Source organism: Sphingopyxis sp. Geo48 (genome assembly GCF_949769155.1).
Taxonomy (GTDB): domain Bacteria; phylum Pseudomonadota; class Alphaproteobacteria; order Sphingomonadales; family Sphingomonadaceae; genus Sphingopyxis.
Genome location: NZ_CATKPA010000007.1, coordinates 75,001 through 100,163 on the forward strand (window position 1 = coordinate 75,001; position 25,163 = coordinate 100,163).

The 25,163-nt window shown below is 68.1% G+C and carries 23 protein-coding genes (1 of these 23 running past the window's edge); 11 read left to right on the forward strand and 12 right to left on the reverse strand.

All coding sequences use genetic code 11. The features are described from left to right. On the forward strand, window positions 1-217 hold the 3' portion of the coding sequence (locus tag QOL79_RS17795) for a hypothetical protein (RefSeq protein WP_282948868.1). Its footprint begins 92 nt before the window's first position; only the last 217 of its 309 coding nucleotides appear in the window; the start codon falls outside the window, past its left edge; it ends in the stop codon at window positions 215-217. Further along, complete coding sequence (locus QOL79_RS17800) at window positions 207-599, forward strand: acyl-CoA thioesterase (protein ID WP_283420312.1); 393 nt, start codon at window positions 207-209, stop codon at window positions 597-599. The genes QOL79_RS17795 and QOL79_RS17800 overlap by 11 nt, the downstream gene beginning before the upstream one ends. Before the next feature lie 9 nt (window positions 600-608). Here QOL79_RS17800 and QOL79_RS17805 read toward each other — a convergent pair whose 3' ends face one another. The 6 genes from QOL79_RS17805 to hisS form a co-directional block, all read right to left on the reverse strand. Further along, the gene (locus tag QOL79_RS17805; protein WP_283420313.1) at window positions 609-2,162 is read right to left on the reverse strand and encodes a DUF4139 domain-containing protein; all 1,554 of its coding nucleotides are present in this window, start codon (window positions 2,160-2,162) and stop codon (window positions 609-611) included. A gap of 10 nt (window positions 2,163-2,172) precedes the next feature. Next, the gene (locus QOL79_RS17810) at window positions 2,173-3,594 is read right to left on the reverse strand and encodes a DUF4139 domain-containing protein (protein WP_204991889.1); all 1,422 of its coding nucleotides are present in this window, start codon (window positions 3,592-3,594) and stop codon (window positions 2,173-2,175) included. Window positions 3,595-3,669: 75 nt separating this feature from the next. Then, window positions 3,670-4,521, reverse strand: a complete 852-nt coding sequence (locus QOL79_RS17815; protein WP_283420314.1) for a DUF4167 domain-containing protein — start codon at window positions 4,519-4,521, stop codon at window positions 3,670-3,672. A gap of 230 nt (window positions 4,522-4,751) precedes the next feature. Further along, complete coding sequence (prmC, locus tag QOL79_RS17820; RefSeq protein ID WP_283420335.1) at window positions 4,752-5,591, reverse strand: peptide chain release factor N(5)-glutamine methyltransferase; 840 nt, start codon at window positions 5,589-5,591, stop codon at window positions 4,752-4,754. A gap of 278 nt (window positions 5,592-5,869) precedes the next feature. Continuing rightward, entirely contained in the window at window positions 5,870-6,937 is a 1,068-nt protein-coding gene (gene prfA / locus QOL79_RS17825) for a peptide chain release factor 1 (protein ID WP_283420315.1), read from the reverse strand. Continuing rightward, complete coding sequence (hisS, locus tag QOL79_RS17830; protein ID WP_283420316.1) at window positions 6,937-8,184, reverse strand: histidine--tRNA ligase; 1,248 nt, start codon at window positions 8,182-8,184, stop codon at window positions 6,937-6,939. Before hisS ends, prfA begins: the two co-directional genes overlap by 1 nt. Before the next feature lie 94 nt (window positions 8,185-8,278). On the opposite strand from hisS, the gene QOL79_RS17835 reads away from it, so the two are divergent. After that, complete coding sequence (locus QOL79_RS17835) at window positions 8,279-10,219, forward strand: M61 family metallopeptidase (RefSeq protein WP_283420317.1); 1,941 nt, start codon at window positions 8,279-8,281, stop codon at window positions 10,217-10,219. Between the two features lie 101 nt (window positions 10,220-10,320). After that, window positions 10,321-10,857, forward strand: coding sequence for an inorganic diphosphatase (gene ppa / locus QOL79_RS17840; protein WP_058457657.1), 537 nt, complete (start codon window positions 10,321-10,323; stop codon window positions 10,855-10,857). Between the two features lie 98 nt (window positions 10,858-10,955). Here the strand turns inward: ppa and QOL79_RS17845 are convergent, their stop codons facing one another. The 5 genes from QOL79_RS17845 to QOL79_RS17865 form a co-directional block, all read right to left on the reverse strand. Further along, window positions 10,956-11,885 (reverse strand): mechanosensitive ion channel family protein, encoded by a 930-nt coding sequence (locus QOL79_RS17845; protein WP_058457656.1) that lies wholly within the window; start codon window positions 11,883-11,885, stop codon window positions 10,956-10,958. Continuing rightward, on the reverse strand, window positions 11,882-13,081 hold the full coding sequence (gene metC, locus QOL79_RS17850; protein WP_283420318.1) for a cystathionine beta-lyase: 1,200 nt from the start codon (window positions 13,079-13,081) through the stop codon (window positions 11,882-11,884). Before metC ends, QOL79_RS17845 begins: the two co-directional genes overlap by 4 nt. Window positions 13,082-13,261: 180 nt before the next feature. Further along, window positions 13,262-14,599 (reverse strand): chromate efflux transporter, encoded by a 1,338-nt coding sequence (gene chrA / locus QOL79_RS17855; RefSeq protein ID WP_283420319.1) that lies wholly within the window; start codon window positions 14,597-14,599, stop codon window positions 13,262-13,264. Window positions 14,600-14,759: 160 nt separating this feature from the next. Beyond that, window positions 14,760-15,602: a 3-mercaptopyruvate sulfurtransferase gene (gene sseA / locus QOL79_RS17860; protein WP_058457653.1), complete on the reverse strand. Its 843-nt coding sequence runs from the start codon at window positions 15,600-15,602 to the stop codon at window positions 14,760-14,762. Between the two features lie 180 nt (window positions 15,603-15,782). Then, window positions 15,783-17,123, reverse strand: coding sequence for a hypothetical protein (locus tag QOL79_RS17865; protein ID WP_058800159.1), 1,341 nt, complete (start codon window positions 17,121-17,123; stop codon window positions 15,783-15,785). A 119-nt stretch (window positions 17,124-17,242) separates the two neighbouring features. Here QOL79_RS17865 and queF point away from each other — a divergent pair, with 119 nt between their 5' ends. The 7 genes from queF (at window position 17,243) to QOL79_RS17900 (ending at window position 24,356) form a co-directional block, all read left to right on the forward strand. After that, window positions 17,243-17,713 (forward strand): preQ(1) synthase, encoded by a 471-nt coding sequence (queF, locus tag QOL79_RS17870; protein WP_156416524.1) that lies wholly within the window; start codon window positions 17,243-17,245, stop codon window positions 17,711-17,713. 69 nt (window positions 17,714-17,782) lie between these two features. After that, window positions 17,783-18,193 (forward strand): acyl-CoA thioesterase, encoded by a 411-nt coding sequence (locus QOL79_RS17875; protein WP_204991898.1) that lies wholly within the window; start codon window positions 17,783-17,785, stop codon window positions 18,191-18,193. Between the two features lie 60 nt (window positions 18,194-18,253). After that, window positions 18,254-19,288 (forward strand): glycosyltransferase family 2 protein, encoded by a 1,035-nt coding sequence (locus QOL79_RS17880; protein ID WP_283420320.1) that lies wholly within the window; start codon window positions 18,254-18,256, stop codon window positions 19,286-19,288. Next, entirely contained in the window at window positions 19,263-19,673 is a 411-nt protein-coding gene (locus QOL79_RS17885) for a GtrA family protein (RefSeq protein WP_283420321.1), read from the forward strand. Before QOL79_RS17880 ends, QOL79_RS17885 begins: the two co-directional genes overlap by 26 nt. Further along, window positions 19,670-21,211, forward strand: coding sequence for an ArnT family glycosyltransferase (locus QOL79_RS17890; protein ID WP_283420322.1), 1,542 nt, complete (start codon window positions 19,670-19,672; stop codon window positions 21,209-21,211). Before QOL79_RS17885 ends, QOL79_RS17890 begins: the two co-directional genes overlap by 4 nt. Before the next feature lie 419 nt (window positions 21,212-21,630). Further along, a complete protein-coding gene (locus tag QOL79_RS17895; protein ID WP_283420323.1) occupies window positions 21,631-23,403 on the forward strand; it encodes a class I adenylate-forming enzyme family protein in 1,773 nt (590 codons plus the stop codon). Window positions 23,404-23,648: 245 nt separating this feature from the next. Further along, window positions 23,649-24,356 carry a PEPxxWA-CTERM sorting domain-containing protein gene (locus QOL79_RS17900; RefSeq protein ID WP_283420324.1) on the forward strand — a complete coding sequence of 236 codons (708 nt, stop codon included), beginning with the start codon at window positions 23,649-23,651 and terminating at the stop codon, window positions 24,354-24,356. A 124-nt stretch (window positions 24,357-24,480) separates the two neighbouring features. Here QOL79_RS17900 and QOL79_RS17905 read toward each other — a convergent pair whose 3' ends face one another. Further along, the gene (locus QOL79_RS17905; protein WP_283420325.1) at window positions 24,481-25,113 is read right to left on the reverse strand and encodes a hypothetical protein; all 633 of its coding nucleotides are present in this window, start codon (window positions 25,111-25,113) and stop codon (window positions 24,481-24,483) included. Between the last annotated feature and the right edge of the window lie 50 nt (window positions 25,114-25,163).

A 25,163-nucleotide genomic window follows, 5' to 3' on the forward strand; every position in this document is an offset into this window, starting at 1 on the left:
CTTCGGCGCGGTCGTCCTCGCGCTCGGCTGGCTGCGCTTCTCGATGGGCGACCAGCTCACCATCCATATGATCATCGCCACCGCGGCGGGGGTCGGCCTGTCGGTCATGCTCGGCGCCGCGCTGATGGGGCTCGTCTTCCTGTCGAGCGGCAGCGGGCATGACGAGGCGATTGAGGATCCTTTCGAAGACGACCCGGATATGAATCATGACCGATAAGAGCGAAGCCGACTGTCCCCGCGACCCGATCCTGCGCGTCGTCCCGCGCCCCGCAGACATCAATGCCAACGGGCATATCTTCGGCGGCTGGGTGCTCAGCCAGATGGATATCGCGGGCGGCATCGTCGCCGGCCGGATCGCCTGCGGCCCCGTCGCGACGGTCGCGATCGAGACGATGGAATTCATCGCCCCGATCCTGCTGCGCGACATCATTTCGGTCTATGCGCATCTCGAGCGGCGCGGCCGCACCTCGCTGGCGATCCGGCTCGAGGTCATCGCGACGCGCGACGGCGGCCGGACCGAGGAGCGCGTGACCGAGGGGGTTTTCACCTTCGTCGCGCTCGACGAGAATCACCGCCCGCGTCCGCTGCCGCCGATCTAGGGCAGCTCCCTAGTCGGGTTCGATAAACCGATAGTCAAAACTGCGGCTGTCGTTGGCGGGAACCCGAATCGCCCAGGTCAGCAATCCGTCGCGGCGCGGCAGCTTGCGTAGCCGTTTGTCGAGCTTCGGGTCGGGATCGACGTAAAAGCCAAATTCGAAATCCACCGCGAACGGGTTGGCGTTGGTCACGGTGACCCGGTAATCGTCATCGGCCATCTTTGGGGTGACCCCCCGAACCATATCGACGCGCACCTGGCTGCTTTCGCCGATAACCAGGTCGACCTTTTCGCCGACGGCATGATCGCGAACCCGCCCTTCGCCGACGAGCAGCGATTCCTCGCCGCGCGGCGCGAACACCGCGACCTGGCCGCTGGGCAGCGGCACACCCAATCGCGTCGCTTCCTTATTCTCCATCCGCAAAACCCGCTCGACCTCCATCGACTCGAAACTGTCTTCCGGCGAACTGCGCAGGCGATAGACGGTCTTGAACGGCACACGATCCTTGACCAGCAGCGCCACCTGCTTCTGCCCGTTCGCCGCGACCGTCACCGGGATCGGTACGCGATAGAGCTTGAGGTCGCCCAGATCTTCCTGGCTGGCCACCACCGTGACCGGCGACATCATCTCGTAACGGGCGATGCGCGATCCGGTCACCACAATGTCCTGCCCCGCTTCGGCGGACATCATCGCAGGCGGCGGGGGCGGCGGGGGCGGGGGCGGCGTGCCATAGCGACCCGTCCCGAGCGCAAAGCAACGCAGCCGCAACGGCGGCGCCTGCGGCACATCGGCCAGCGCCTTGAAGTTGGAAACCTTGTTCAGCGTCCCGGCGATCGCCGCCAGCCGGGCGTCGGCGAAGCTTTCGCCATTGCTATTCGCCACCGTCAGCCACGCAAACAAATCGAGCGTCCGGCCGTCGGGCGCGACGCGCGCGACATAATTGCTCGCCCAGTCGAAGCCCGTCGCCAGATAGGTCAGCGTCACCGTCACCCGCCGCGCGTCGGGGCTGCGCGTCGTCACCGACAGCGTCGGCTTGGCGGTAAGCCCGGCCGGCACCCCGTCATAGACCAGCGTTTCGGGAAGCCCGGTACAGCGCAGCGATTCGTACCCCGCCGGCGTCTGCAACACCACCGCGTCCTGCGGCCCCGACCGGATGATCGCATCCTCCTCGGTCACCTTGCCCGTCGCGCGGTCGGTGCGGCGCAAATGGACGCGATTGCCGAGCGATCCGTCGAGCAGGCTCGCGGGCGAGAGCAGCGCCGCGTCACGATTCTTCTGGACGACGCCGCCGGGCAGACCGGTGACGATCGCCGACACGGCGACCATCCCCTCGGCAACGCCCTCGAAGCGCAGCACCGATTCGCCCGCGGGCAGGTCGATCGTCCGCTGCTCGGATATCAGCGCAAAGCCCTGCAGCCAGTTGGGATCGATTTCGCCGCCCTCGGCGCGGTCGGGATCGCGAAAGACGCTGACCGACACCTTCTCGGGCGCCGCCGAGGTGACGACCGGCTGCGCCGCCGCGGGCGAGGCGGCGAGAATCAGCAGCAAAGGCGCAATGCGGCGCACGGCGCGTGCGTCAGTAGCGCGTTTCGAAGGTGGCAGTGATCGTCGTCTCGCCGTTCGCGGGCACCGTCACGCGCCACTGAACGCCGTCCGCATCGAGCCGCTCGCTCTTCTGGCTTTCGGTGATGACCTTGGTCTCCGCCCAATACCAGTCGAGCCCGCGCTGGCGCAGGTCGAGCGTCACCGGCTGCGGCCGCGCATTGGTGAGCAGATACGACATCGACGAGCGCCACCGCCAAGGCGCGATTTCCTTGCGCTCGACGACGGTTGCCTTGACCTTCACGTCGAAGGCGTCGCCGGTCTTCAGTCCCAGCTCGCTACCCATCGGGGTGTGCCCGATCTGATTTTCGCCGATGAACTGCGGGTCGCCGCGCAGGTCGCGCTGATAGAAGCGCACCGTCCCCGCGGGGAGCGCGTCGCCCAGCCCGCCTTCGCGACTCGAGCTGAACTTGATCACGCTCGCCGCGCTCATCGGCTCGGTCATATTGTTGAAGCCGCCGAGCGTGAATTCATAGATTTTCTGCGCCGGCACCTTCGCGACGTCGAGGAAGCTCACCTGCTTGGTCTGGGCGTTCGCGATCGTCGTGCGTTCGGACAGCGGATAGAGATAATAGTCGCCAAGCTGTTCGCGTGGCGCGGTCTCGGTCCCGGCGCGGCGGAGATTGCCCGGCCCGGCCGGCTGCGGGCGGTAGCGTCCCGGCTGGCCGTAGCTTGAAATCCCGCCGGCGGAAGGACTTCCCGCGACGAGCAGGGTTTTCGCATTGTCGAAGGTCGTGCCGGTGTTGTTGGTCAGCGTCACCCACCCCTGCACGTCGATCGTCCCCGCCTTTTCATCGTAGAGCGAGACATAGTCGGCCGACCAGCCGAGCCCGCCGGTCAGGTAGGAGAGCGTCGCAGCCCGCGTCCCCGCGCCCTTGCTGTCGACCGTGATCGACAGCGTCGGCTTGGCGCGCAGGTTCGGCGGGATCTTGTCGAAGATGACGCGAACCGGCAGCCCGTCGTCGCGCAATATCTCGATGCGCGGCCCGATCTGCAGCACGACGCCGCCATTGACCGCGAGCACCTTCGCGCGCTCGCGCGTCTCGACCCCGGTCGCGGGGTTGATGCGGAGCAGGGTCACGGTTTCGCCGACGGCCTTCTGCATCAGGGCATTGGGCGATAGCAGATCATAGTCGAAATTCTGCTCGACGATCGCGGTGCCGTCGGCGGCGAAGGACACCGTCTGCGGCCGGATCTGCGCCGACACGTCGGGGAATTCCTGCCGCGAGCGCCCCGCCGGAAAGGCGATCTGGCGGATATCCTGCACCAGCGCCTGCCCGCCATTATAGATGGTGACCGAAAGCTGGCCCTGCGCATTCGCCGCAGCAGGATCCTGTGCGGCCGCCGGGACCGCGCCAGCGATCAAGGCCAGACCGATCGCAGTCAAAGCACGCATGAAAACCTCCCCCGAACCGCTGTCCGGGGGAGGCTATGTTAGTCCAACCGTAAAAACCAGTGCGAAATCGCGGGCTTATTCGGCCGCTTCGACACCCGTATCGCGCGCCGCCAGCGTGCGGCGGGTGCGGCGCGGCTTGGGCGCGGGCGCCTCGGCGGCGTCTTCGCCGGCGTCGCGCTCGGGCCGGCCGATCGCGGGCGGCAGCACCGCCGAATCGATACCGGCGCCGGCATCGTCGCCTTCGGCCGCGCGATTGCGGCGCGGGCCACGGCGATTGCCGCGCGGCGCGGGCGCCGCGTCCTCGGCTGCCTCGACGGCTGCGGGCTCGTCGCCGCCTTCGGCTTCGGGATCGGCGCGGTTGCCGCGATCGTCGCCGCGGTCGCGGCGGTTGCCGCGGCCCTGCTGGCGATTGCCGCGGCCGTCCTCGTCGCGGCGATCGCTGCCCCCGCGCTCGCGTCCGCCCTCACGTGCGCCGCTGTCACGACCCTCATTGTCGCGGCCGGCGCCTTCACGGCCGCCAGTCTCGTCGCCTTCCGATTCGGGCTCGAAGCTCGCGTCGTCATGGCCGTCGAAATCCTCGACCCCGCGAATGTCGCGGTGGCGGTCATAGCTGCGCTCCTGGCCGCTTGCCGCCGCCTTTTCTTCCTGGCGGGCGCGGAAATCGCTCAGCACGCGGAAATAATGGTCGGCGAACTGGAGATAATATTCGGTCTGGACCCGGTCGCCCGAAAGCTGCGCATCGCGCGCGAGGTTGCGGTATTTCTCGATCATCTGGGCGGCGTTGCCGCGCGCCCGGCTGTCGATGCGGTTGGCCTGATCGACACCGCCGCGTCCGCCACCGGACTGCGAGCGATTGTTATTGTTGCCGTTATTGTTGCGGCCGCGACGGCGACCGCTCTGCCGGTTGTTCATGTTCAACTGAGACATCCTGATAAGCTAATAAGCTACGCCAACCCCTTATGGCCGAACGCGCTATTTGCGCGTCGTGCCCGCGCCCTCTGCGCGGTTCCCTCTACCGCTTGCGCCGGGCCCCGCGGCCCGCACCAGCATCGTAAGTGGGAAGCAGACCGATCGGACCAGTCAAGGCCCCGTACCGGGTCTGTAAGCCGCCCCTACCGTGCTTTGCGGCGGAAACCAAGAAAATTCTTGTTCTGGCGTCAGGGGCGGGTCAGCAAAAGCGCCCTGTCGCGGCCGCCCAGATCCTGCTTGCAGGCGACGGCGAATCCCGCTGCTTCGGCGAGCTCGGATACCGATATGCGTTGCCGGTGCCCGATTTCAAGGATCGCGACCCCGCCGGGGGCCAGAAGCCGCGGCAAATCGGGGATGATCCGGCGATAATCATCGAGCCCGTCGGCGCCCGCGAACAGCGCGCTCGCCGGCTCGAAACCGGCGACATCGGGCATCAATTCCTCGCTGTCGGCAATATAGGGCGGGTTGCACAGGATGAGGTCGAACGGGCCTTCGACGCCATCGGCCCAGTCGCCCGTTCGGAACGCGGCGCGATCGGCCAGATTGAGCGCATCGGCATTCGCGCGCGCAAAGGACAGCGCCGCCTCGCCCGCATCGACGCCGAGCCCCGTCGCCGCAGGCCATTCGGCGAGCGCGGCGAGCAATAATGTCCCCGGCCCCGTCCCGAGATCGAGGATCCGCTTCGGACCCGCGGCGCCGAAATATTGCACGGCTGCCTCGATCAGCGTCTCGCTGTCGGGACGCGGGATGAGGACACCGGGACCGAGCGCCAGCCGGATCGTCCAGAAATCGCGATAGCCGACGATATAGGCGATGGGTTCGTGCGCCATTCGCCGCTCGACCAGTCCGCCGAAATCGTCCGGCGCGCCGAACCGCGCCGGATCGAGCAACAGCGCGCCGCGCTCGACGCCCAGTGCGTGCGCCATCAACAGTTCGGCATCGAGCCGCGGCGTATCGGATATTTCCGCCAGACACCGGGCGGCGGACGATAGTGCGGCGCCAACGCTCCCCTTATGCTCGCAGACCAGCGCCCAGGTCAGCGCCTTGGCTGCGGCATCGTCCAGCTCGGGGTGACGCTTTCTCAATTCGCGCACCGCCCACTCGCTCCCCGCCCAAAGCGAATGCATCCGCCAGTCGGGTTTGCTCTCGCGCAGGTCTTGAAGGACATCGAGCATAGCCCATTCGACCGCCTCGGCGCGGTCGAGCCCGATCGCGTCGACCACCGCCCGCCAGTCGGTCTGCGGCTCGGCGGCGCGGCTGAAACCCAGATAAGAAACGATCGCCGTGTTGAGATCGGCCGATCGCGTCACTCACCCAGCCCCGCCAGTCGCTGCGCCTGATCCTCGGCGATCAGCGCGTCGATCAGCTCGTCCATCTGCCCTTCCAATATCTCGGGCAGGCGGTGGAGCGTCAGGTTGATGCGGTGGTCGGTTACGCGCCCCTGCGGGAAATTATAGGTGCGGATGCGTTCGGAGCGGTCGCCCGATCCGACCATCGACTTGCGCGCCGACGCCTCGGCGCTGTGGATCTTCTCGCGCTCGAGGTCATAGAGCCGCGCGCGCAGCACCTGCATCGCCTTGGCGCGGTTCTTGTGCTGGCTGCGCTGGTCCTGCTGGATCACGACGAGCCCGGTCGGGATATGCGTGATGCGGATCGCCGAATCGGTCGTGTTGACATGCTGACCGCCGGCGCCCGACGCGCGGTAGATATCGATCTTCAGGTCGTTGTCGTTGATCGCGACGTCGACCTCCTCGGCCTCGGGCAGCACCGCGACGGTCGCGGCGCTGGTGTGGATGCGGCCGCCGCTTTCGGTGACGGGGACGCGCTGGACGCGGTGAACGCCGCTCTCGAACTTGAGCTTCGCGAACACGCCCTGCCCGGCGACCGAGGCGACGACTTCCTTGTAACCCCCAACCTCGGCCTCGTTCGCCGAAATGATTTCGACCTTCCACCCCTGCGTATCGGCGTAGCGGCTGTACATGCGGAGCAGATCGCCCGCGAACAGCGCCGCCTCGTCGCCGCCGGTTCCGGCGCGGATTTCGAGCATCGCGGCGCGCTCGTCGGCGACGTCCTTGGGCAGCAGCCTGATCGCCAGATCATGCTCGGCGGCGGGCAACGCCGCCTCGACCGCCGCCATTTCCTCGGCGGCCATCGCCTTCATCTCGGGATCGGCGAGCATCTCCCCGAGCGCGACGAGCTCGCCGCGCAGCCTCACCACCTCGCGCGCGGCTTCGGCAACGGGTTCGAGCTCGGCGAACTCCTTCGACGCCGCGACGAAGTCGGCGGGCGCCATATCCCCCGTCGCCATCCGCGCCTGCAGCGCGGCATGACGTTCGATGATGGCGTCGATCTGCTTTTCGGAAACGGAGGTCATCAGAGCGCGCGAATAATCGCGTTGATCGCAATTGTCAGTTCACTGTCACCACGAATGTTCGTGTATGATTGGCCGTCACGCGAACCGATCGCAATTAGGGCGCGCGCCGGAACTTTCCCGGCCTTGTCGAAGCGTTTGCGCGGCGAACCGGTAGCAACGATTTCAGTCGCAAACCCGTTGCTCCGCATCGCCGCGAGAGTTTTCATCGCGTAAGTAAGCAGCTCATCGTCCTCAACCGCGATCACCGCGTCGAGCCGCGTATCGACCACATCGTCCGCCACCAACATCGCCAGCCGCTCGATCCCCGCCGCCCAGCCGACCGCCGCGGTCGGCGGGCCGCCGAGCGCCTCGATCAGCCCGTCGTAGCGGCCGCCGCCGAGCACCGTGCCCTGCGCGCCCAGCCGGTCGGTCACGAATTCGAACGCGGTGTGGCGATAATAGTCGAGCCCGCGCACCAGCCGCGCGTTGCGCTCCCACGCGACCCCCGCCGCGTCGAGCCCGGCCGTCACCGCGCCGAAGAAATCCTGCGCCTCGCCCGTCAGAAACGCGTCGATGTCGGGCGCGCTGTCGGCGATCGGGCGGTCCTTCGGATCCTTGCTGTCGAGGATGCGCAGCGGATTCTTGTCGAGCCGCGCCAGGCTGTCCTCCGACAGATCGCCGCGATGGCCCATGAAATGCTCGACCAGCGCCGCGCGCCATGCGTCGCGGCTTTCCGCGTCGCCCAGCGTGTTGAGCGTCAAGGTCACGCCCTCGGCGATCCCCAGCTCTTTCAGAAGCTGGTCGGCAAAGACCAGCAGTTCGGCGTCCGCGAGCGGGCTGTCGCTGCCGATCACCTCGGCGTCGAGCTGGTGGAACTGGCGATAGCGGCCCTTCTGCGGACGCTCGTAGCGGAACAGCGGGCCGTGCGTCGCGACCTTCAGCGGCGCAAACTGCTGCCAGCCGCCCGTGATATACGCGCGCGCGATCCCCGCGGTGAATTCGGGCCGCAAGGTGATCGATTCGCCGCCGCGATCCTCGAACGAATACATTTCCTTCGACACGACGTCGGTCGTCTCGCCCAATGACCGCGCGAACACCGCGGTCGGCTCGATCACCGGCACCTCGACGCGCTTGAAGCCATAGAGCCGCCGCACGCGGTCGAAGGTATCGACGACATGCTGGAAGCGGTCGGCGAAATCGCCGAGCATGTCCTGGGTGCCGCGCACCGGCTGCGGCGTCGCGATCTTTGCGGGCTTGTCCTTGCTCATGCGCCGCGCGTCTAATGCTTTTTCGTCGAAAGGCAAAGCGCGCTTGCAGAGCCGATGCTGGACGCCGCGCCGGTTTGGCGGCAGAGATTGGCCCATGAAAAAGACCCTGTTCGTCGCGTCCGCCCTGATCGCCTTCACCCCCGCCGCCCTTGCCTCTTCAGCGCTTGCGCAGGAGGGCAACAGCCGTCCGCAACCGGTCGTCCAGCCGCACAGCATCCCGCTGCCCGCCGACCGGCCCTATCCGGGGACGATGCTGCTCAAGGTCGACGCGAGCGATTCGATGCGCGGCATCTTCCGCGTCCGCCAGACGATCCCGGTCGCGAAGAGCGGCAAATTCACCCTGCTCTATCCGCAATGGCTTCCCGGCAAGCACGCGCCGCGCGGTGCGATTGCCGAGATCGCGGGCTTCAAGGCGACCGCAGGCGGCAAGCCGCTCGCCTGGACGCGCCAGCCGACCGACGTCTATGCCTTCGACATCGACGTGCCCGCGGGCGCGAAGAGCATCGACGTCGCCTTCGATTTCCTGTCGCCGACGCGCACCAGCGAGGGCCGCGTCGTCGTCACCCCCGCGATGATGAACCTGCAATGGGAACAGGTCAGCCTGTACCCCGCGGGCTATTTCACGCGCGGCATTCCGGTGCAGCTCGACGTCACGCTGCCCGAGGGCTGGACCGGTGCGGCGGCGCTCGACGGGCTGAAGATCGCGGGCAATCGCTACAGCTATGCCCCGACCAGCTACGAGACGCTGGTCGACAGCCCGATGTTCGCCGGACGCTATTTCCGCAAATGGGATCTCGGCCAGAATGTCACGCTGAACGTCGTCGCCGACGAGCCGCAGTTCCTCGACGCGAAGCCCGACCATATCGCGCGCCACGCGGCGATGGTCGCCGAGGCGATCGCCCTGTTCGGGACGAAGCATTTCGACCGCTACGAATTCCTGCTCGCGCTCACCGACGAGCTCGGCGGCATCGGGCTCGAACATCACCGGTCGAGCGAGAACAGCCGCAACCCCGACTATTTCACCAACTGGGACAGCAATGATTCGGAGCGCGGGCTGCTGCCGCACGAATTCACCCACAGCTGGAACGGCAAATACCGCCGCCCCGACAAGCTGTGGACCCCCGACTATCGCACCCCGATGCAGGGCAATCTCCTCTGGGTCTATGAAGGGCAGACGAGCTTCTGGGATCTCGTGATCGCGGGCCGGTCGGGAATGCAGTCGAAGGAGATGATCCTCGCCGAATGGGCGACCAATGCCGGCAACTACAGCGTGCAGGCGGGGCGCGACTGGCGCTCGGTCGAGGATACGACGCTCGACCCCGTGATCGCGGCGCGCAAGGCACGCGCCTTCCCCAGCGCGACGCGGACCGAGGATTATTACAACGAGGGCGCGCTGATGTGGCTCGAGGCGGACATGATCATCCGCCAGGGCACCAACGACGCGAAAAGCCTCGACGATTTCGCCAAGGCCTTTTTCAGCGGCAAGGGCGGCGACTGGGGCGAGGTCACCTATGATTTCGACGATGTCGCGCAAACGCTGAACGCCGTCTATCCCTATGACTGGCCGAAATTCCTGCGCGACCGGATGCAGCTTCCCGGCCAGCCCGCGCCGGTTGCGGGGATCGAGCGCGCCGGATACCGCCTCGTCTGGCGCGACGTCCCCAACGCTTTCGACCGCGACAAGATGAAGAACGCGAAGAATTTAGAGCTCACCCACTCGCTGGGTCTGACGATCGACAAGGACGGCGTCGCGGGCAGCATATTGTGGAACGGCCCGGCGTTCCGCGCCGACATCGTCAACGGCACCAAGATCCTCGCCGTCGACGGCATGAGCTACAGCAAGGAGCGGCTGGAGGCCGCGATTCGCGCCGCGACCGACGGCAAGACCCCCGTTCGCCTGCTCGTCGAGCGCGGCGGCCGCTACCGCAGCGTCGACATCGACTATCATGGCGGGCTGCGCTGGCCGCACCTTGAAAAGACCGGCGCCGGGCCCGACTGGTTCGACCGCCTGCTCGCCCCCAAACGCGCGCTTTGACCTTTTCTCTCGGGAAAAGGGGCTTTCCGGCCTCGACTTTGCGCCGCGTCCGGCGCTAAAGGCGCGCGCGACTGCAAAACGACAAAAAAAGGACTTCTCCCATGCGTATCGACCTCGTCCCGGCGGGTGACAGCCCGCCCGACAGCCTGAACGTGCTGATCGAAGTGCCGATCGGCGGCGAACCCGTGAAATATGAGTTCGACAAGGCATCGGGGGCGCTGTTCGTCGACCGCTTCCTCCACACCCCGATGCGCTATCCCGCCAATTACGGCTTCGTCCCGCACACGCTGGGCGAAGATGGCGACCCGCTCGACGCGCTCGTCGTCGCGCGCTCGCCGATCGTCGCGGGCGCGGTGGTCAAGTGCCGCCCGATCGGCGTGCTCAAGATGGAAGATGACGCCGGCGGCGACGAGAAATTGCTCTGCGTGCCGGTCAACAAGACCTTCCCCTATTATGCCGACGTCGCGACCTACACCGACATGCCGCCGATCGTCCTCCAGCAGATCGAGCATTTCTTCACCCACTACAAGGATCTCGAACCCGGCAAATGGGCGAAGCTCAATGGCTGGGGCGACGTCGACGAGGCCAAGCGGATCATCGTCGAGTGCATCGAGCGCGCGAAGAAGGTCGGGTACTGAAAACCAATCTCGTCATTGCGAGCGGAGCGAAGCAATCCAGGGCGGTTTAGGCCGCCCTTGATTGCCGCGTCGCCTGCGGCTTCTCGCAATGACGAAGTTCAAGGCGTCGGACTGTCCTCCTCCTTCGTCAGCAATCGCACCTCGCTCCGCGGATAGGGAATCCGGATTCCCGCTTCCTTGAAGCGGTCCCAGATGCCGAGGAACACCTCGCCCTGGATATTGCCGAGCCCCGATTCGGGGTCCGAGATCCAGAAGCGCAGCTCATGCTCGACCGCGCGTTCGCCAAAGGCGGTGATCCACACCGCGGGTTCGGGCTCGTTCAGGATGCGCGGGTTGGACCGCGCGACATCGATGATGATCGCCTGCGCCGCGCGCAGATCGCATTCATAGGCGACGGGAACGTGCAGCCGCACGCGCACGTCGCGGCTCGAATAGCTCCAGTTCTCGACCGGCTGCGTCATTAGCAGCTCGTTCGGGATCAGATGCTTCTTGCCGTCGCGCGTCACGACATTGACCGCGCGCACCCCGATCTTCGCGACGCGCCCGACATTGGGGATGGTCCCCGGCCCGGTCGCCCCGCCCATGCTGCTGCCGTCGCCGACGACGATCACGTCGCCGGGCTTGATCGAGCGGTCCATGAGCAGGATGATCCCCGCGATCAGGTTGCCGACGGTCTTTTGCAGCCCGAAACCGATCGCGAGCCCCGCCGCCCCCGAAAAGACCGCGAGCGCGGTGAGGTCGATGCCGAGCAGGTCGATGCCGAACAGCAGGGCGAGCGTGAACAGCGCGATCGCGATCAGCTTTTCGGCGAGCAGCCGCTGCGCCTCGTCGATCTGGCTGTTCCGGCGCAGCAGCCACTTGAGCGCGCGCATGGTGAGCTTGACCGCGATCCACAGCAGGATCGCGACGACGATCGCCGAGAACAGGCCATAGAGCGACAGCCGGTACGATCCGACGTCGAGCCCGATATCCTTCATCAGCGTGACGGTGCGGGCAAAGCCTTCGCGAAGGCTTGTCTCGACGCTCACAGCGCGGCGAGCCCGCGCGCAAGGTCGGCGATCAGGTCGGCCGGATCCTCGAGCCCGATCGACAGGCGGACCAGCGGGTCGGGGTCGGTCCAGCGGGTCGCGGTGCGGATAGCGGCCGGATCGGCGGGCACGACGAGGCTTTCATAGCCGCCCCAGCTGAAACCGATCCCGAAATGACTGAGTGCATCGATAAAGCGCGTCCGCGCCGCTTCGTCGACGCCCTGCAGCGAGAAACCGAACAGCCCGCTCGTGCCCCTGAAATCGCGCGCCCAGATCGCATGGCCCGGATCGCCCGGCAGCGCCGGATGCAGCACCCGCCCGACCTCGGCGCGCCCTGCGAGCCAGTTCGCGACCGCCAATCCGTTCTCGCCATGCCGCGCCATGCGGACGTCGAGCGTGCGCAGCCCGCGCAGCACCATCGCGCAATCGTCGGGCGAAACCGCCTGACCCAGCTGGTACGCGGCGCTCCGCAGCTTGGGCCAGACGGCGCGCGTCGCGGTGAGCGAGCCCATCATCACGTCGCTGTGTCCGCCGGCATATTTAGTGAGGCTCATCATCGTGACGTCGACGCCATGCGCCAATGCCGGAAACAGCAGCGGCGTCGCCCAAGTGTTGTCGAGCATCGTCAGCACGCCGCGCTCGCGCGCTATGGCCGTGATCGCGGGAATATCCTGCACCTCGAAGGTCAGGCTGCCCGGCGATTCGAGGAAGATCAGCTTGGTTTCGGGCTCGATCAATTCCGCGATGCCCGCCCCGACGAGCGGATCGTAGAAGCTCGTCCGCACCCCCATTCGCGCGAGCATCCCGTTGCAGAACGCCCGCGTCGGCTCATAGGCGCTGTCGACCATCAGCAGATGATCGCCTGGCGACAGCAGCGCCAGCAGCCCCGCCGAATTGGCCGCGACCCCCGACGGATAGAGCAAGGTGCCTTCCGCCCCCGGCTCCAGCGCGGTCAGCGCGTCGGCGAGCGCCCACACCGTCGGCGTCCCGCGCCGGCCGTAATAGAGCTTGTCGTGCGTCGCATGGCCGCGCGCCTTCAGGTCGGCGATGCTGTCGTAGAGAATCGTCGAGGCGCGCCACACCGGCGGGTTGACGATGCTGCCGCCAAGGCGCGGATCGCCGGTCCATTCGGGCCGCCGCCCGCCCTGCACCAATTTCGTCGCCGGGCGGAGGCTGTCGTCGTCGCGCTTGCTCATGCCATCCCTGTTAGCGGCGCGCGGCGCAAAAGCCAGAGGCGCGCATATTCCCGCCCGCGCAGCGGGCCATTCAATATCTCACACAAAGACACAAAGAGGGCAGTCGATGCGCGCACGATTCGCGCATCGACTGCCCTCTTTGTGTCTTTGTGTGAGTCAAAATAGCGCTACGCGCAGGTTTTACACCAACGCCAGCAATGGCCCGCCCGGCCCGATCAACAACCCCAGGGCCGAACAGATCGCGAGCATCGGGATGATCCCCAGCCTGAAGCGGAACAGCAGCAGCGCCGCGAGCAGCGCCAGCAGGACCGCGGCTCGATCGACCGACGCCCACACCGGCAGGTCGAGCCCCCACGCCGCCGGCTCCAGTCGGCGGAACAGCACGTGCAGCGCGAACCACAGCGACAGGTTGGCGATCACGCCGACCACCGCCGCGGTCACCGCCGCGAGCGCACCCTTCAGCCCCGCGGCGCGTTCGAGCCGGTCGATCCACGGCGCGAAGGCGAAGATCCAGAGGAAACAGGGCGCGAAGGTCACCCACAGCGTCAGCAGCGAGCCGAGCAGCGCCGCGACGAACGGCGTGAAGGGCGCCGCGTCGCGCCACGCCGCGAGGAAGCCGACGAACTGCGTCACCAGGATCAGCGGCCCCGGCGTCGTCTCGGCGAGCCCCAGCCCGTCGGCCATTTCGCCGGGGCGCAGCCAGCCGAACCCCGACACCGCCTCCTGCGCCATATAGGCGAGCACCGCATAGGCGCCGCCAAAGGTCACGACCGCGAGCTGCGAGAAAAAGGCGCCGATGTCCCACAGCACATGATCGCGGCCCAATGTGACGAGGATCAGCAGCATCGGCGCCGCCCAGATCGCACCCCACAGCAGCGCCGCCGTCAGCGATTCGCGCCACGCCGATCGGCGCGGCGGCGCCGCGCCCTCCTTCGCGGGCGCCAGCTTCATCCATCCGGGCCGCCAGCGCGCCGCCGCCCAGCCGACCACCAGCGCCGACAGCACGACGATCGGGAACGGCGCGGCAAGGACCGCGAGCGCTACGAAGGAGGCGACGGCAATGCCGCGGAGCAGCGGCGTCTTGAGCGCGCGCCCCGCGATCCGCAGCAGCGCCTGCACGACGATCGCCAGCACCGCCGCCTTGATCCCGACGAACAGCGCCGCGAACCAGTCGAGCCCCGCCGCGGTCACATAGAGCAGCGACAGACCGAACATCACCAGCGCGCCGGGGATGACGAACAGCAGCCCCGCCGCCAGCCCGCCGCGAAGGCCGTGCAGCCGCCAGCCGATCCATGTCGCAAGCTGCTGCGCCTCGGGACCGGGAAGCAGATGGCAGAAGTTGAGCGCGTGGAGGAAGGTCGATTCGTCGACCCAGCGCCGCTCGTCGACGAACTCACGGTGCATCAGCGCGATCTGCCCCGCGGGGCCGCCGAAACTCAACCAGCCGATGCGCGCATAGGCGCGCACGGCGTCACCGAAAGCGGGTATCTTGAGGGATGCGTCGGGGACGTCGGTCATAGGTCGTGCTTCTCCATCCGGCGGAGCCGGGCGAAAAAGCAACGCTTGGGCGAGCGCCTGACCGGGAGGTTGCCTTGCCCCGATGCCGCAACGCTAACGCTGCGGACCGGAGCAGGACAAGCAAGAAAAAGCCGCGCGGCCGCGAAGCCGTGCTTCACCCTCAGGCGGCGCCGGTCGCCTTGGGCGTCGCGGCATCCGAGCCCCATTCGAGCCAGCTGCCGTCATAGACCGCGACATCGTCCTTGCCGAGCAGGTGCGCGCCAAAGGCGACCACGGTCGCGGTCATCCCGCTGCCGCAGGTGGTGACGAGCGGCTTGTCGAGATCGACCCCCGCCGCGTCGAACGCCGCTTTCAGCGCGTCGCCGCGCTTCCACGTCCCGTCGGCGTTGAACAGCTCGCCAAAGGGCAGGTTCTTCGAACCGGGGATATGGCCGGGCGCCAGGCCGGGGCGCGCGTCGCGCTCCTCGCCGGTGAAACGCTTGGCGTCGCGTGCGTCGAGCACCTGCTCGGCGCCGCTTTCGACATTCGCCTGCATCTGCTCCTTGGTGCGCACCGCCTTCGCGTCGCGCCACACCGTGAAGTGGCGGTGGCGCAGCGTCTGCTTGCCCATTTCGAGTGGGCGTCCCTCGGCCTTCCACTTGGCGAGGCCGCCGTCGAGGAGCGCGACGTCGTGGGCGCCGAACAATTTGAGCAGCCACCAGGCACGCGCCGCGCTCTTCAGCGGGCTGTCGTCATAGATGACGATGCGGCTGCCGTCGCCAAGGCCCAGCGACTGCATCCGGCTCGCGAACTTTTCCGCCGGGGGGGCCATGTTGTCGATCGCGGACGCGGTATCGACCAGTTCGGCCAGGTCCATGAACACCGCGCCCGGAATATGCCCGGTCTCGTAATCGGCGCGCGCGTCGCGGCCGGCGTCGGCGCTGAATTTCGTCGCATCGACGACCCGCAGGTCCGATGCCCCCAGTTCGCGTTCCAGCCAGTCGGTTGAGACCAAGGCGTCCATGTCATGCTCCTGTTGCGGCCGGGCGGAACCCTTTTTCCTGTCCCTGTCCGGCCATCCTGCTGCGGCTCTTTTCTCTCCGGGGAGACCAAGCCTATGCCCCGGCGTGCCCTTTTTCAAGCACGCTGGCGGTCTGCCTCAGCTTATGGTGCGCCGCAACAAGAAAAGCGGCGTCATGGCGCTTTATTGGTCGCGGCGGACCGCGGTCGTGCGCGCGCCCGGCCGGTTGACGATCAGGTTCGGGCGGTCGAGCGGCAGCGGCGCCAGCCGCTCGCTCCCGCTCGTCCCCTGCTCGCGGCCGAGGACGAAGCTGCCCGCGCACTGGCCAAAGGCGTCGCCCTCGCCGTCCCAGTGATAGGTGACGTCGAACGCCAGGACGGGAATCAGCATCGGCTTGCCGCCGATCATCAGCGGCTCGATCATCGCGCGCGGCAGCATGACCTCGGTGCCGATCTGCTCGCCCGCGCCCGCCGCAAGATGGATGTCGTCGCGCAGCACGCTGCCGCCCGCGCCGTCATAGAAGCGCGCGAGCACGGGTTCGGGCATCGCCGACCCCTGGTTGAGCGCGACGCGGACCATCAGCCCGGTCGCCGCGACCGCGCCTTCGTTGACGAGGTTCAGCGTCAGCGCGACGATCAGCTGGTCGCTCGTCATGCGGATCCCGCGCACCTCGAGCGCCATCGACACGCGCGCGCGGCGCTCGGCGACAGGGCGCGTCACCAGCGGCGAGGCGGCGGCGGGAGGGCGGGGAGCGGCAACCGCAGGCGCCGCCGCCGGCACCGGCCGCGCGGCGGGTTCGGCGGCGCGCGCCAGCGGTTGCGGCTTCGGCTCAGGCGGCGGCGGCGCGATCGGCTCGTCGAGATCGACCGGCAGCTCGCCCGCGACCAGCGGACGGCGCCGCCAGTACCACAGACCGGCGCCTGCGGCCGCGAGCCCGGCGAGCAGCCAGGCCCAGACCGGCGGACCGTCACTGCTCCCCGCTGGCGCGCCAACGGCTGCGGTTTCGGGCGCGGGCGTGACAGGCGCGGGAAGGGTCGGGTCGGCCGAAAAGCCCGGCGCCGGGGCGGTGTCGCCGGCTCCCGCCGCCGCCGCGGGCGCAGCCGCCGCTGCGGCAGGCGCCGCGCTGGCCGTGTTCGGCGATGCCGCCGCTGCGGGCGCATCGCGCCGCGTCGTCGCGGCCGGTGCCGGCGTCGTGGTCGTCGGGACGGGCCGCGTCGTCACCACCGACGGCGGCGCGGTCGGCGCGGGCGCCGGAGTCGGTGCAGGGGTAGGCGCCGGGGTCGGCGGGCCGCCGCGCTCGCCGGGCGCGAGCGGGGGCAGCGCGCCGTCGGAGGGGCCTTGCACGCCCGGCGTGCGGCCGTCGCCCGCGGGCGGCAGGCGAAAGGTCGAAGGGGGCGCGGGCGCGGGGGTCGGCGCCGGGCTCTGCGTCTCCTGCGCGGCCGCGGGCACCGCGAGCGCCATCGCCACCGCGATCAGCGGCAACCGCGCCCTGTCGTTCCTCCGCCCGATCGTCCGCACCGTCATTGAAATCGTCCGCAATCCCGAAACATGTCCTCGGGCCGGGGCGCTGAATCGGCCCTGAACCCGGCCGCGACGTCACCCAGGCGGATGACATCGGCCGCGCGCGTCCCTAGATGGTTTCCATGTCCGATTCTACCCCTGCGCCACTCGCGCCCAAACATCTCGGCCAGTCCAGCGAACTGCCTGCCTCGCCAGAGGCGGCGGTGCTCGACTATGTCCCCAATCCGCGCCGCGGCGAACTCTATCTCGTCCGCTTCGCCGCGCCCGAGTTTACCTCGCTCTGCCCGGTGACCGGCCAGCCCGATTTCGCGCACCTCGTCATCGACTATGCGCCCGGCGAAACGATCGTCGAATCGAAGAGCCTCAAGCTCTTTCTCGGCGCTTTCCGCAACCATGCCGGTTTCCACGAGGATTGCACCGTCGGCATCGGACGCCGCCTCTTCGACGAAATGCAGCCGCAATGGCTGCGCATCGGCGGTTACTGGTATCCGCGCGGCGGCATCCCGATCGACGTCTTCTGGCAGTCGGGCCCGCCGCCCGCGGGCCTGTGGCTCCCCGACCAGGGCGTCGCGCCGTACCGCGGGCGGGGTTAGCATAACGTGTAACAGTTTCCGTCGGATTTCATCTTTCCGTCACAGATTGTTGACATTAGTGTCAGCGTTATGAGCAGCACCGCACTTCCGCACGATCACGCCATCGCCGTCGGCGCCGACCAGATCGACTTCATGGGGCACGTCAACAACGCCCATTATCTGAGCTGGGTGCAGGAGGCGGTGCTGGCGCACTGGCGCAAGATCGCCCCGCCCGACGCGGTCGCCGCGCATCTCTGGGTCGCGCTGAAGCACGAGATCACCTACCGCCGCCCCGCCTTCCTCGAAGATCAGGTCATCGCGACGGTGATCCTCGAAAAGGTGCAGGGCGCGCGCGCCTTTTACGAAACGGTGATCCGGCGCGGCGAGGAAGTGCTGGCCGAGGTGAAGTCGAGCTGGTGCTGCATCGACGCCGAAACCCTGCGCCCTGCCCGCCTCGCGAGCGACGTGGTCGCGCGCTTCTTCCCGGGCGAGAAGCTCTAGCCCGCTTACCGGCCTGTATCAAAACAGGATATTTTTACATTTCCCGGCTATGAAGCCGCGATGCAGACTCCGATCCGCCTTCCCGGCCGCGTGCGGCTCGAACAGACGCTGGCGGTCGTGATCCCCAGCTACCGCGTGAAGGCGCATATCCTCGACGTGATCGCGCGCATCGGGCCCGAGGTCGCGATGATCTTCGTCGTCGACGACGCCTGCCCCGACGGATCGGGCGCCCATGTCGGCGAGCAATGCCGCGACCCCCGCGTCCGCGTGCTGCGGCACGAGGTCAACCGCGGCGTCGGCGGCGCGATGATGACGGGCTATCGCGCCGCGCTGGGCGCGGGCGCCGACATCATCGTCAAGGTCGACGGCGACGGCCAGATGGACCCCGCGCTCATCCCGCACATCGCGCGCCCCGTGCTCGCGCGGCAGGCCGACTATGCGAAGGGCAATCGCTTTCACAGCCTCTGGAACGTCCGCCGGATGCCGCGCGTCCGCCTCTACGGCAACGCCGCGCTGTCGTTCATGACCAAGCTGTCGAGCGGCTATTGGGGCATTTTCGATCCGACCAACGGCTTTACCGCGATCCACGCCGCGGCGCTCGAACGGATCGAATTCGCCAATGTCTCCGAGCGCTATTTCTTCGAGACCGACATGCTGATCAACCTCGGCAACGCGCGCGCGGTCGTCGCCGACGTACCGATGGAGGCGGTCTATGCCGACGAGGTCAGCAACCTTCGCATCCGCAGCGAGCTCTGGCCCTTTCTGCGCACCCATCTGCGCGAGGTGGTGAAGCGCATCTTCTACACCTATTTTCTCCGCGACTTCTCGCCCGCCACGCTGCAGCTGCTGATCGGCGCGATCTTCCTCCTCTTCGGCACCATCTACGGCGCCGCCGAATGGTATCGCTCGGTCAGCACCGGCGAGATCGCGAGCACGGGGACGGTGATGATCGCGGTGCTGCCGATCATTCTCGGCGTCCAGCTGCTCCTGAACTTTCTCGCCTTCGACATGGCGAACGAGCCCAAGGTGCCGATCCAGCCGACGCTGACCCTCGCCGACCTTTTTGCCGATGATCGCGCAGCAGATGACCGGTAACGGGCTGATCGCACAGGGCGCGCGCTACGGCCTCGTCGGCCTCGTCGTGCTCGCCGCCGACTTCGGCGTCTATTCGCTGCTGCTCGCGCTGTTCCCCGGCCAGTTCCTCGCCGCGAACCTTTGCGGCAAGCTTACCGGCGCCGCGCTCGGCTTCGTGCTGCACCGCCATGTCACCTTCCGCTGGGCGCAGCGCGACGGCGCCGCGCGCCAGGTCGCCGCCTATCTCGCGGTGCTGGGCTTCAACCTGCTGCTCTCCTCCGCGCTGCTCTGGTTCGCGATCCGCGTGCTCGGCGCGAACGCCTATCTTGCGAAGCTCGGCGTCGACATCGTCGTCGTGGGCACCGCCTTCCTCCTCTCGCGCCTCTGGGTCTATCGTCCTTTATGACCGACCGCCTCGCCTCGCTCGTTACCCCCGGCCGCCGCGGGCTCTGGATCGGCCTCGCGCTCTTCGCGCTGCTCGTGGCGCTGTCGTGGGTGGGCTTCATCGCGTCGGACGACACCACCTATGCGCGCGGCGCCTATGGCTGGATCGAGCATTTCCCCTATGTCGGCGGGCATGGCACGATCCGCTATCCGATCACCGTGCCGATGGCCGTCTCCTTCCTGCTGCTCGGCGGGAACGAGGTCGCGATGGTGCTGCCCTCGCTGCTCTACCTGATCCTCTTCCTCATCCTCGCCTGGCGCGTCACGCGCGACGTCGCGGGGCCGCTTCCCGCCTTCGCCGCGCTCGTCGCGATCGTCACCAATCCGCTGATCGCGGTGCAGGCGTCGATCGCCAGCGTCGATATCATCGAGATGGCGCTGCTCTTCGCCGCATGGCTGCTCTGCTTCCGCTGCCTCGAGACGGGCGTCGCCGACCGGCGGAGGCTGATCGGCGCGGGCATCCTCGCGGGCCTCGCCTTCCTGACGCGCGAGACCGCGGTGTTCGTCGCTGTCTATTTCGGCCTGCTCTTCCTCGCCGGTCACCGCATCGGCCGCTGGAATTATCTCTGGATCGCCGCGGGCTTCGTCGCGGTCTGGGCGCTCGAGCTTGTCTATCTCGGTATCATGACCGGCGACCCGCTCTACCGCTTCAATATCGCGCTCCACCATGATTCGACGATCGACCGGTCGATCGACCTTGCGGGCAACGTCATCGTCCACCCGCTCGTCGATCCGCTGCTCGTCCTGCTGCTCAACCAGGAATTCATGGCGCTGATGCTCTTCGCACTGCCGCTCGGCGCGTGGCTCTGCCTGTCGCGGTCGATCCCGCAAAGGCTCCGCCACTTCGCGCGCCAGATCGCGCTCTTCGGCGGCTGCTGGTTCGTCTGCGTCGGCGCCGCGCAGCATCTGCTGCCGCTCAACCCGCGCTATTTCATGATCACCTCGACGATGGCGTGCCTGCTTACGGGGACCGCGCTCGGCTGGCTGTGGCAGCAGGGCAGCGCACGGATACGCTGGGCGGCGCTCGGCGGGCTCGCGCTGCTCGCGGGAACGAACCTCGTCGGCATCGCGGTCGAGAACCGCGACCCCGCCTTCGGCGACGAAACGCTCGTCGCCGCGCTCACCGACCATCCGGGCGAGCGCATCGGCACCGACCCCGAAACCGCCTTCCGCGCGCAGATCCCGCTCCGCTGGGCGGACGCGGCCGCCCGCGTCGACACCGCGCCCCCGGCGCCGGGCAGCCTCTATTATTACAACCCCCTGCGCGCCGCAAAACCCGCCGGCCATATCGCCGCCGATGTCGCGCCGCTCTACCGCCCGCAACCCGGCTGGGTCCTGGTCAGCGAATATCAGCCCGCCCCCGGCCACCTCGCGCGGCTGTTCGAGGTAACGGGCACCGACCACCTGCTCCCCGCCGCCATCTGGCGCAAGCTCCGCCACCCGACCGAGCCCGCCTATCTATACCGCATCCCGAGCGAGGATGCGGGGTCGCCGGATTAGGGCAGCCGCACGAATTCCACCGGAAGGGCGGCTATGGGGCGGGAAGCGGTCGTTACCAATAATCGTCGCCCCCGCGAAGGCGGGGGCCGCCATCGGCCTTTTCCTGCGCCGCAGCGTAAACCGACTGCGGCCCCCGCCTTCGCGGGGGCGACGGCTAGTTCCGGTCGTTTACGGACATTGCCGCCCCCCCCTAAAGCCCCTCGCCCCCCAGTGCGCTTTGACCAGTCGCCGCGCGAGCGCGCTCACCTGGATGCGGATGTCGGGCACCGCGACGACGTCCCGCAAATCGCCGCGCGTCATCAGCCCGATCGCGAGTATGTCCGTCCGTCCCCCTCCCCTTGCGTGCATCCCCAATCAAACTTACGTCGAAGGCGACGCGTGGGGCGACAGACACTCATAGCGCATGGAGAGAGCGCCGCATGACGGATACTATAAGCGACCAGCCCCTCGTTGCGATCGATCCCGCCTGGCCCAGAGTCTCGCTCGCCGACGCGACCGCCGCGCTCACCGCGCCGGGCAGCAAGTTCGAAATGGATATGGCGACGATCCGCGGCATCCCGACGCGCGTCTGGAAGCACGCGCCCGCCGACCTCGGCGTGCTGCTCGACCTCTCGCGCACCCACGGCGATCGCCTCGCGACGATCCTCGACGACGAGCGCGTGAGCTTCGAGGCGCAGTATCGCGCCGCCGCCGCGCTCGCGCAGGCCTTCGTCGACCGCGGCGTCGGCAAGGGCGACCGCATCGCCTTCGCGACGCGCAACCTGCCCGAATGGCCGGTGATCTTCTTCGCGCTCGTCTCGATCGGCGCGATCGCGGTGCCGCTCAACGCCTGGTGGACCGGCGACGAGCTGACCTACGGCATCAAGGATTCGGGGGCGCGCATCGTGATCGTCGATGCCGAGCGCCATGATCGCCTCGCCGCGCACCGCGCCGACCTGCCCGATGTCGGCGAATGGATCGTCACCCGCGCGCCTGCCGCGATCGAGGGCGTGACCGCGCTCGAAACCCTCATCGGCCGCCCCGCCGACTGGGCCGCGCTTGCCGCCGGCGAGCGCCCGCACGCCCCCCTCGCCAGCGACGACCCCGCGACGATCTTTTACACCAGCGGCACCACCGGCCATCCGAAGGGTGCGCTCGGCACGCACCGCAACCTTACCACCAACATCCTGTCGGGCGCCTTCGCGGCGGCGCGCAATTTCGTCCGCCGCGGCGAGCCGGTCCCCGACCCCGCGCCGCGCACGATCCTGACCGTGATCCCGCTGTTCCACGTCACCGCCTGCTCGGCGACCCTGATGGGCAGCATGGCGGCGGGCCATACGATGATCTTCATGCGCAAGTGGGACGCGGTGCAGGCGATGCAGATCATCGAGCGCGAGCGCGTCAACGTCACGGGCGGCGTCCCGACGATCGCGTGGCAACTCATCGAGCATCCCGACCGCGCGCAGTACGACCTCTCTTCGCTGGAGGCGATTTCCTACGGCGGCGCCCCATCGGCGCCCGAGCTCGTCAAGCGCATCTACGAGGAGTTCGGCGCGCTCCCCGGCAACGGCTGGGGGATGACCGAGACGATGGCGACGGTCACCTCGCACTCGGCCGAGGATTATCTGGGTCGCCCGACCAGCGCCGGCCCGCCGGTCCCCGTCGCCGACCTCGAGATCCGCGCCGACGACGGCGTCACCCCGCTCCCCACCGGGACGGTCGGCGAGCTCTGGGCGCGCGGCCCGATGATCGTCACCGGCTATTGGAACAAGCCGCAGGCGAGCGCCGAAACCTTCGTCGGCGGCTGGGTCCGCACCGGCGACCTCGCGCGCCTCGACGCCGAGGGCTTCGTGTACATCGTCGACCGCGCGAAGGACATGGTGCTGCGCGGCGGCGAGAATATCTATTCGTCGGAGGTCGAGAACCGCCTCTACGAGCATCCCGCGGTCATGGACGCCGCGGTGATCGGCCTGCCGCACCGCACGCTGGGCGAGGAGCCCGCCGCGGTCGTCCACCTCGCCCCCGGCACCAGCGCGAGCGAGGCCGAGCTCCAGGCGTGGGTGCGCGCGCGGCTCGCCGCGTTCAAGGTGCCGGTCGCGATCCGCTTCACCGAAGGCACGCTGCCGCGCAACGCCAACGGCAAGATATTGAAGAAGGACCTGAAGTCGCTGTTCGACGACCGCCCCGCCGCCAGCCAGGCCGCCGCAGGCTGAACGCACGCCGGGCGCGGGCGGGGCGCATAACAAGCACTTAACATCCACCCCGTCGGCACGATAACCCGAAAGGGGTAGCGCTCGCCCCGAAACCCCCGCGAGTCCTTGGCCTGCCCGCGCCCGCGAGTCTCGATCTGGAACAAATTTCCCTTTTCATCGAATCATTTAGTCAACAGTGGACCTAATTTTTGTTACGTTCCCCTGTCCGCACGAGTCGCACGCGGCATCAAAAGGGAGGAACACACATGCGTTTTATCTACGCACTTGCGGCCTCTGCCGCGATTACCATGGCTACTCCGGCTTCGGCCGCAACGGTTTTCACTGACGGTTTCGAAGGCGATACTCCGGCTTTGACGGTGACCACGCTCGACAACTGGACGGTCACGAGCGGCGTCTCTGTCGACGTTGTCGGGGCCTCGAATGTCTATTCGATCGGCGTCACGCTTCCCGCATCGGGCAATGTGGTCGACCTCGACGGCACCCCGGGTCCGGCGACGATCACCTCGATCCAGAACTTTCTGTTCAACGCGGGCGACCTCGTCACCTTCAGCTTCGACGTCGGCGGCGCGCAGCGCGGCTCGGTCGCCGATAATTTCCAGGCGATCCTGTTCCTCGATCCGTCGCTGGTCAGCGGCCTGACGGGCACCGGCCTGACGAGCGCCGGGCTCGGCTCGAACGCCGGCTCGGTCTTCTCCTCGGTGTCGATCCCGGGCAGCACCGCCTTCACCACCTCGTCGATCAGCTTCATCGCGACCGGCGCGGGCTCGCTGAAGCTGGCGTTCGGAACGACCAGCGCCGACAATGTCGGCCCGCTGCTCGACAATGTCCGCCTCGACGTCTCGGCGGTTCCCGAACCGGCGACCTGGGCGATGATGCTCCTCGGCCTCGGCTTCGTCGGCGGCGCGATGCGCGCGCGGCGCCGCAAACAGAATGTCTCCGTCCGCTACGCCTGACGGTAGCAACCCTGTCCACTGAGACGCCGCCGGCCGCAAGGCTGGCGGCGTTTTCACATGCGCGCGGGCAGAAGCGGCCGCGGCGCCGCCGACTCCCCCAAAAAGCCCCGCCCGCGGGGGCGAGCTACAGGCTGTCGGCCGCGGCCCGGCACGACGCCAGCCGCTCGCGCACCGCCTCGTCCGCCGCCGGCTGGCCGCAGCGGCTGCACGCGCCGCTCTCGGCTTCCTCGGCGGCCACCGACGCGCGCATCGCGGTCAGCTTGGTGAGCAGCTTGTCGATCGCGCTGCCGGGGTGGAAATATTTGATCCCGGCGCCGTCGAAGCGCCAGCCCTCCATATGCTCCTCGGCGCTGATCGTCGCGTCGCCGTCATAGCGTTTGTGGAGCGGCCGTACCGCGCCGCCACCCCCACCCTCCCCGTCGCCCAGATCGCCGCGTTTCAGCAGCAGCCCCAGCATCGAATCCGACGGCATGATCCGCCGCTCGACCTCCTTGCCGTCCCGGATGATCACCATCTCGCGTCCCACGACGGCGCGCTCATAGGCGATCGCCTTCAGTCCCCGCCCCGCGCGCGCCAGCGCGGTCGAGCAGGCGCGGTCGAATTCGTCAAAGCGCGCGCGGGTCTGATTGACCGACTTGCGGCTGATCCCCGCCACGCGCGCCGCATCGGTGACGCACCCCGTCTGCGACAACGCCGCCAGAAACGTCCGCGTCCGCGCCACCGTCCACCCATCCTCGCGAATGCGCAGCCCCGGCATCAGGGGATTGGCGCGCCTAAGCCCCTCCCCCTTGTGGGGAGGGGTTGGAG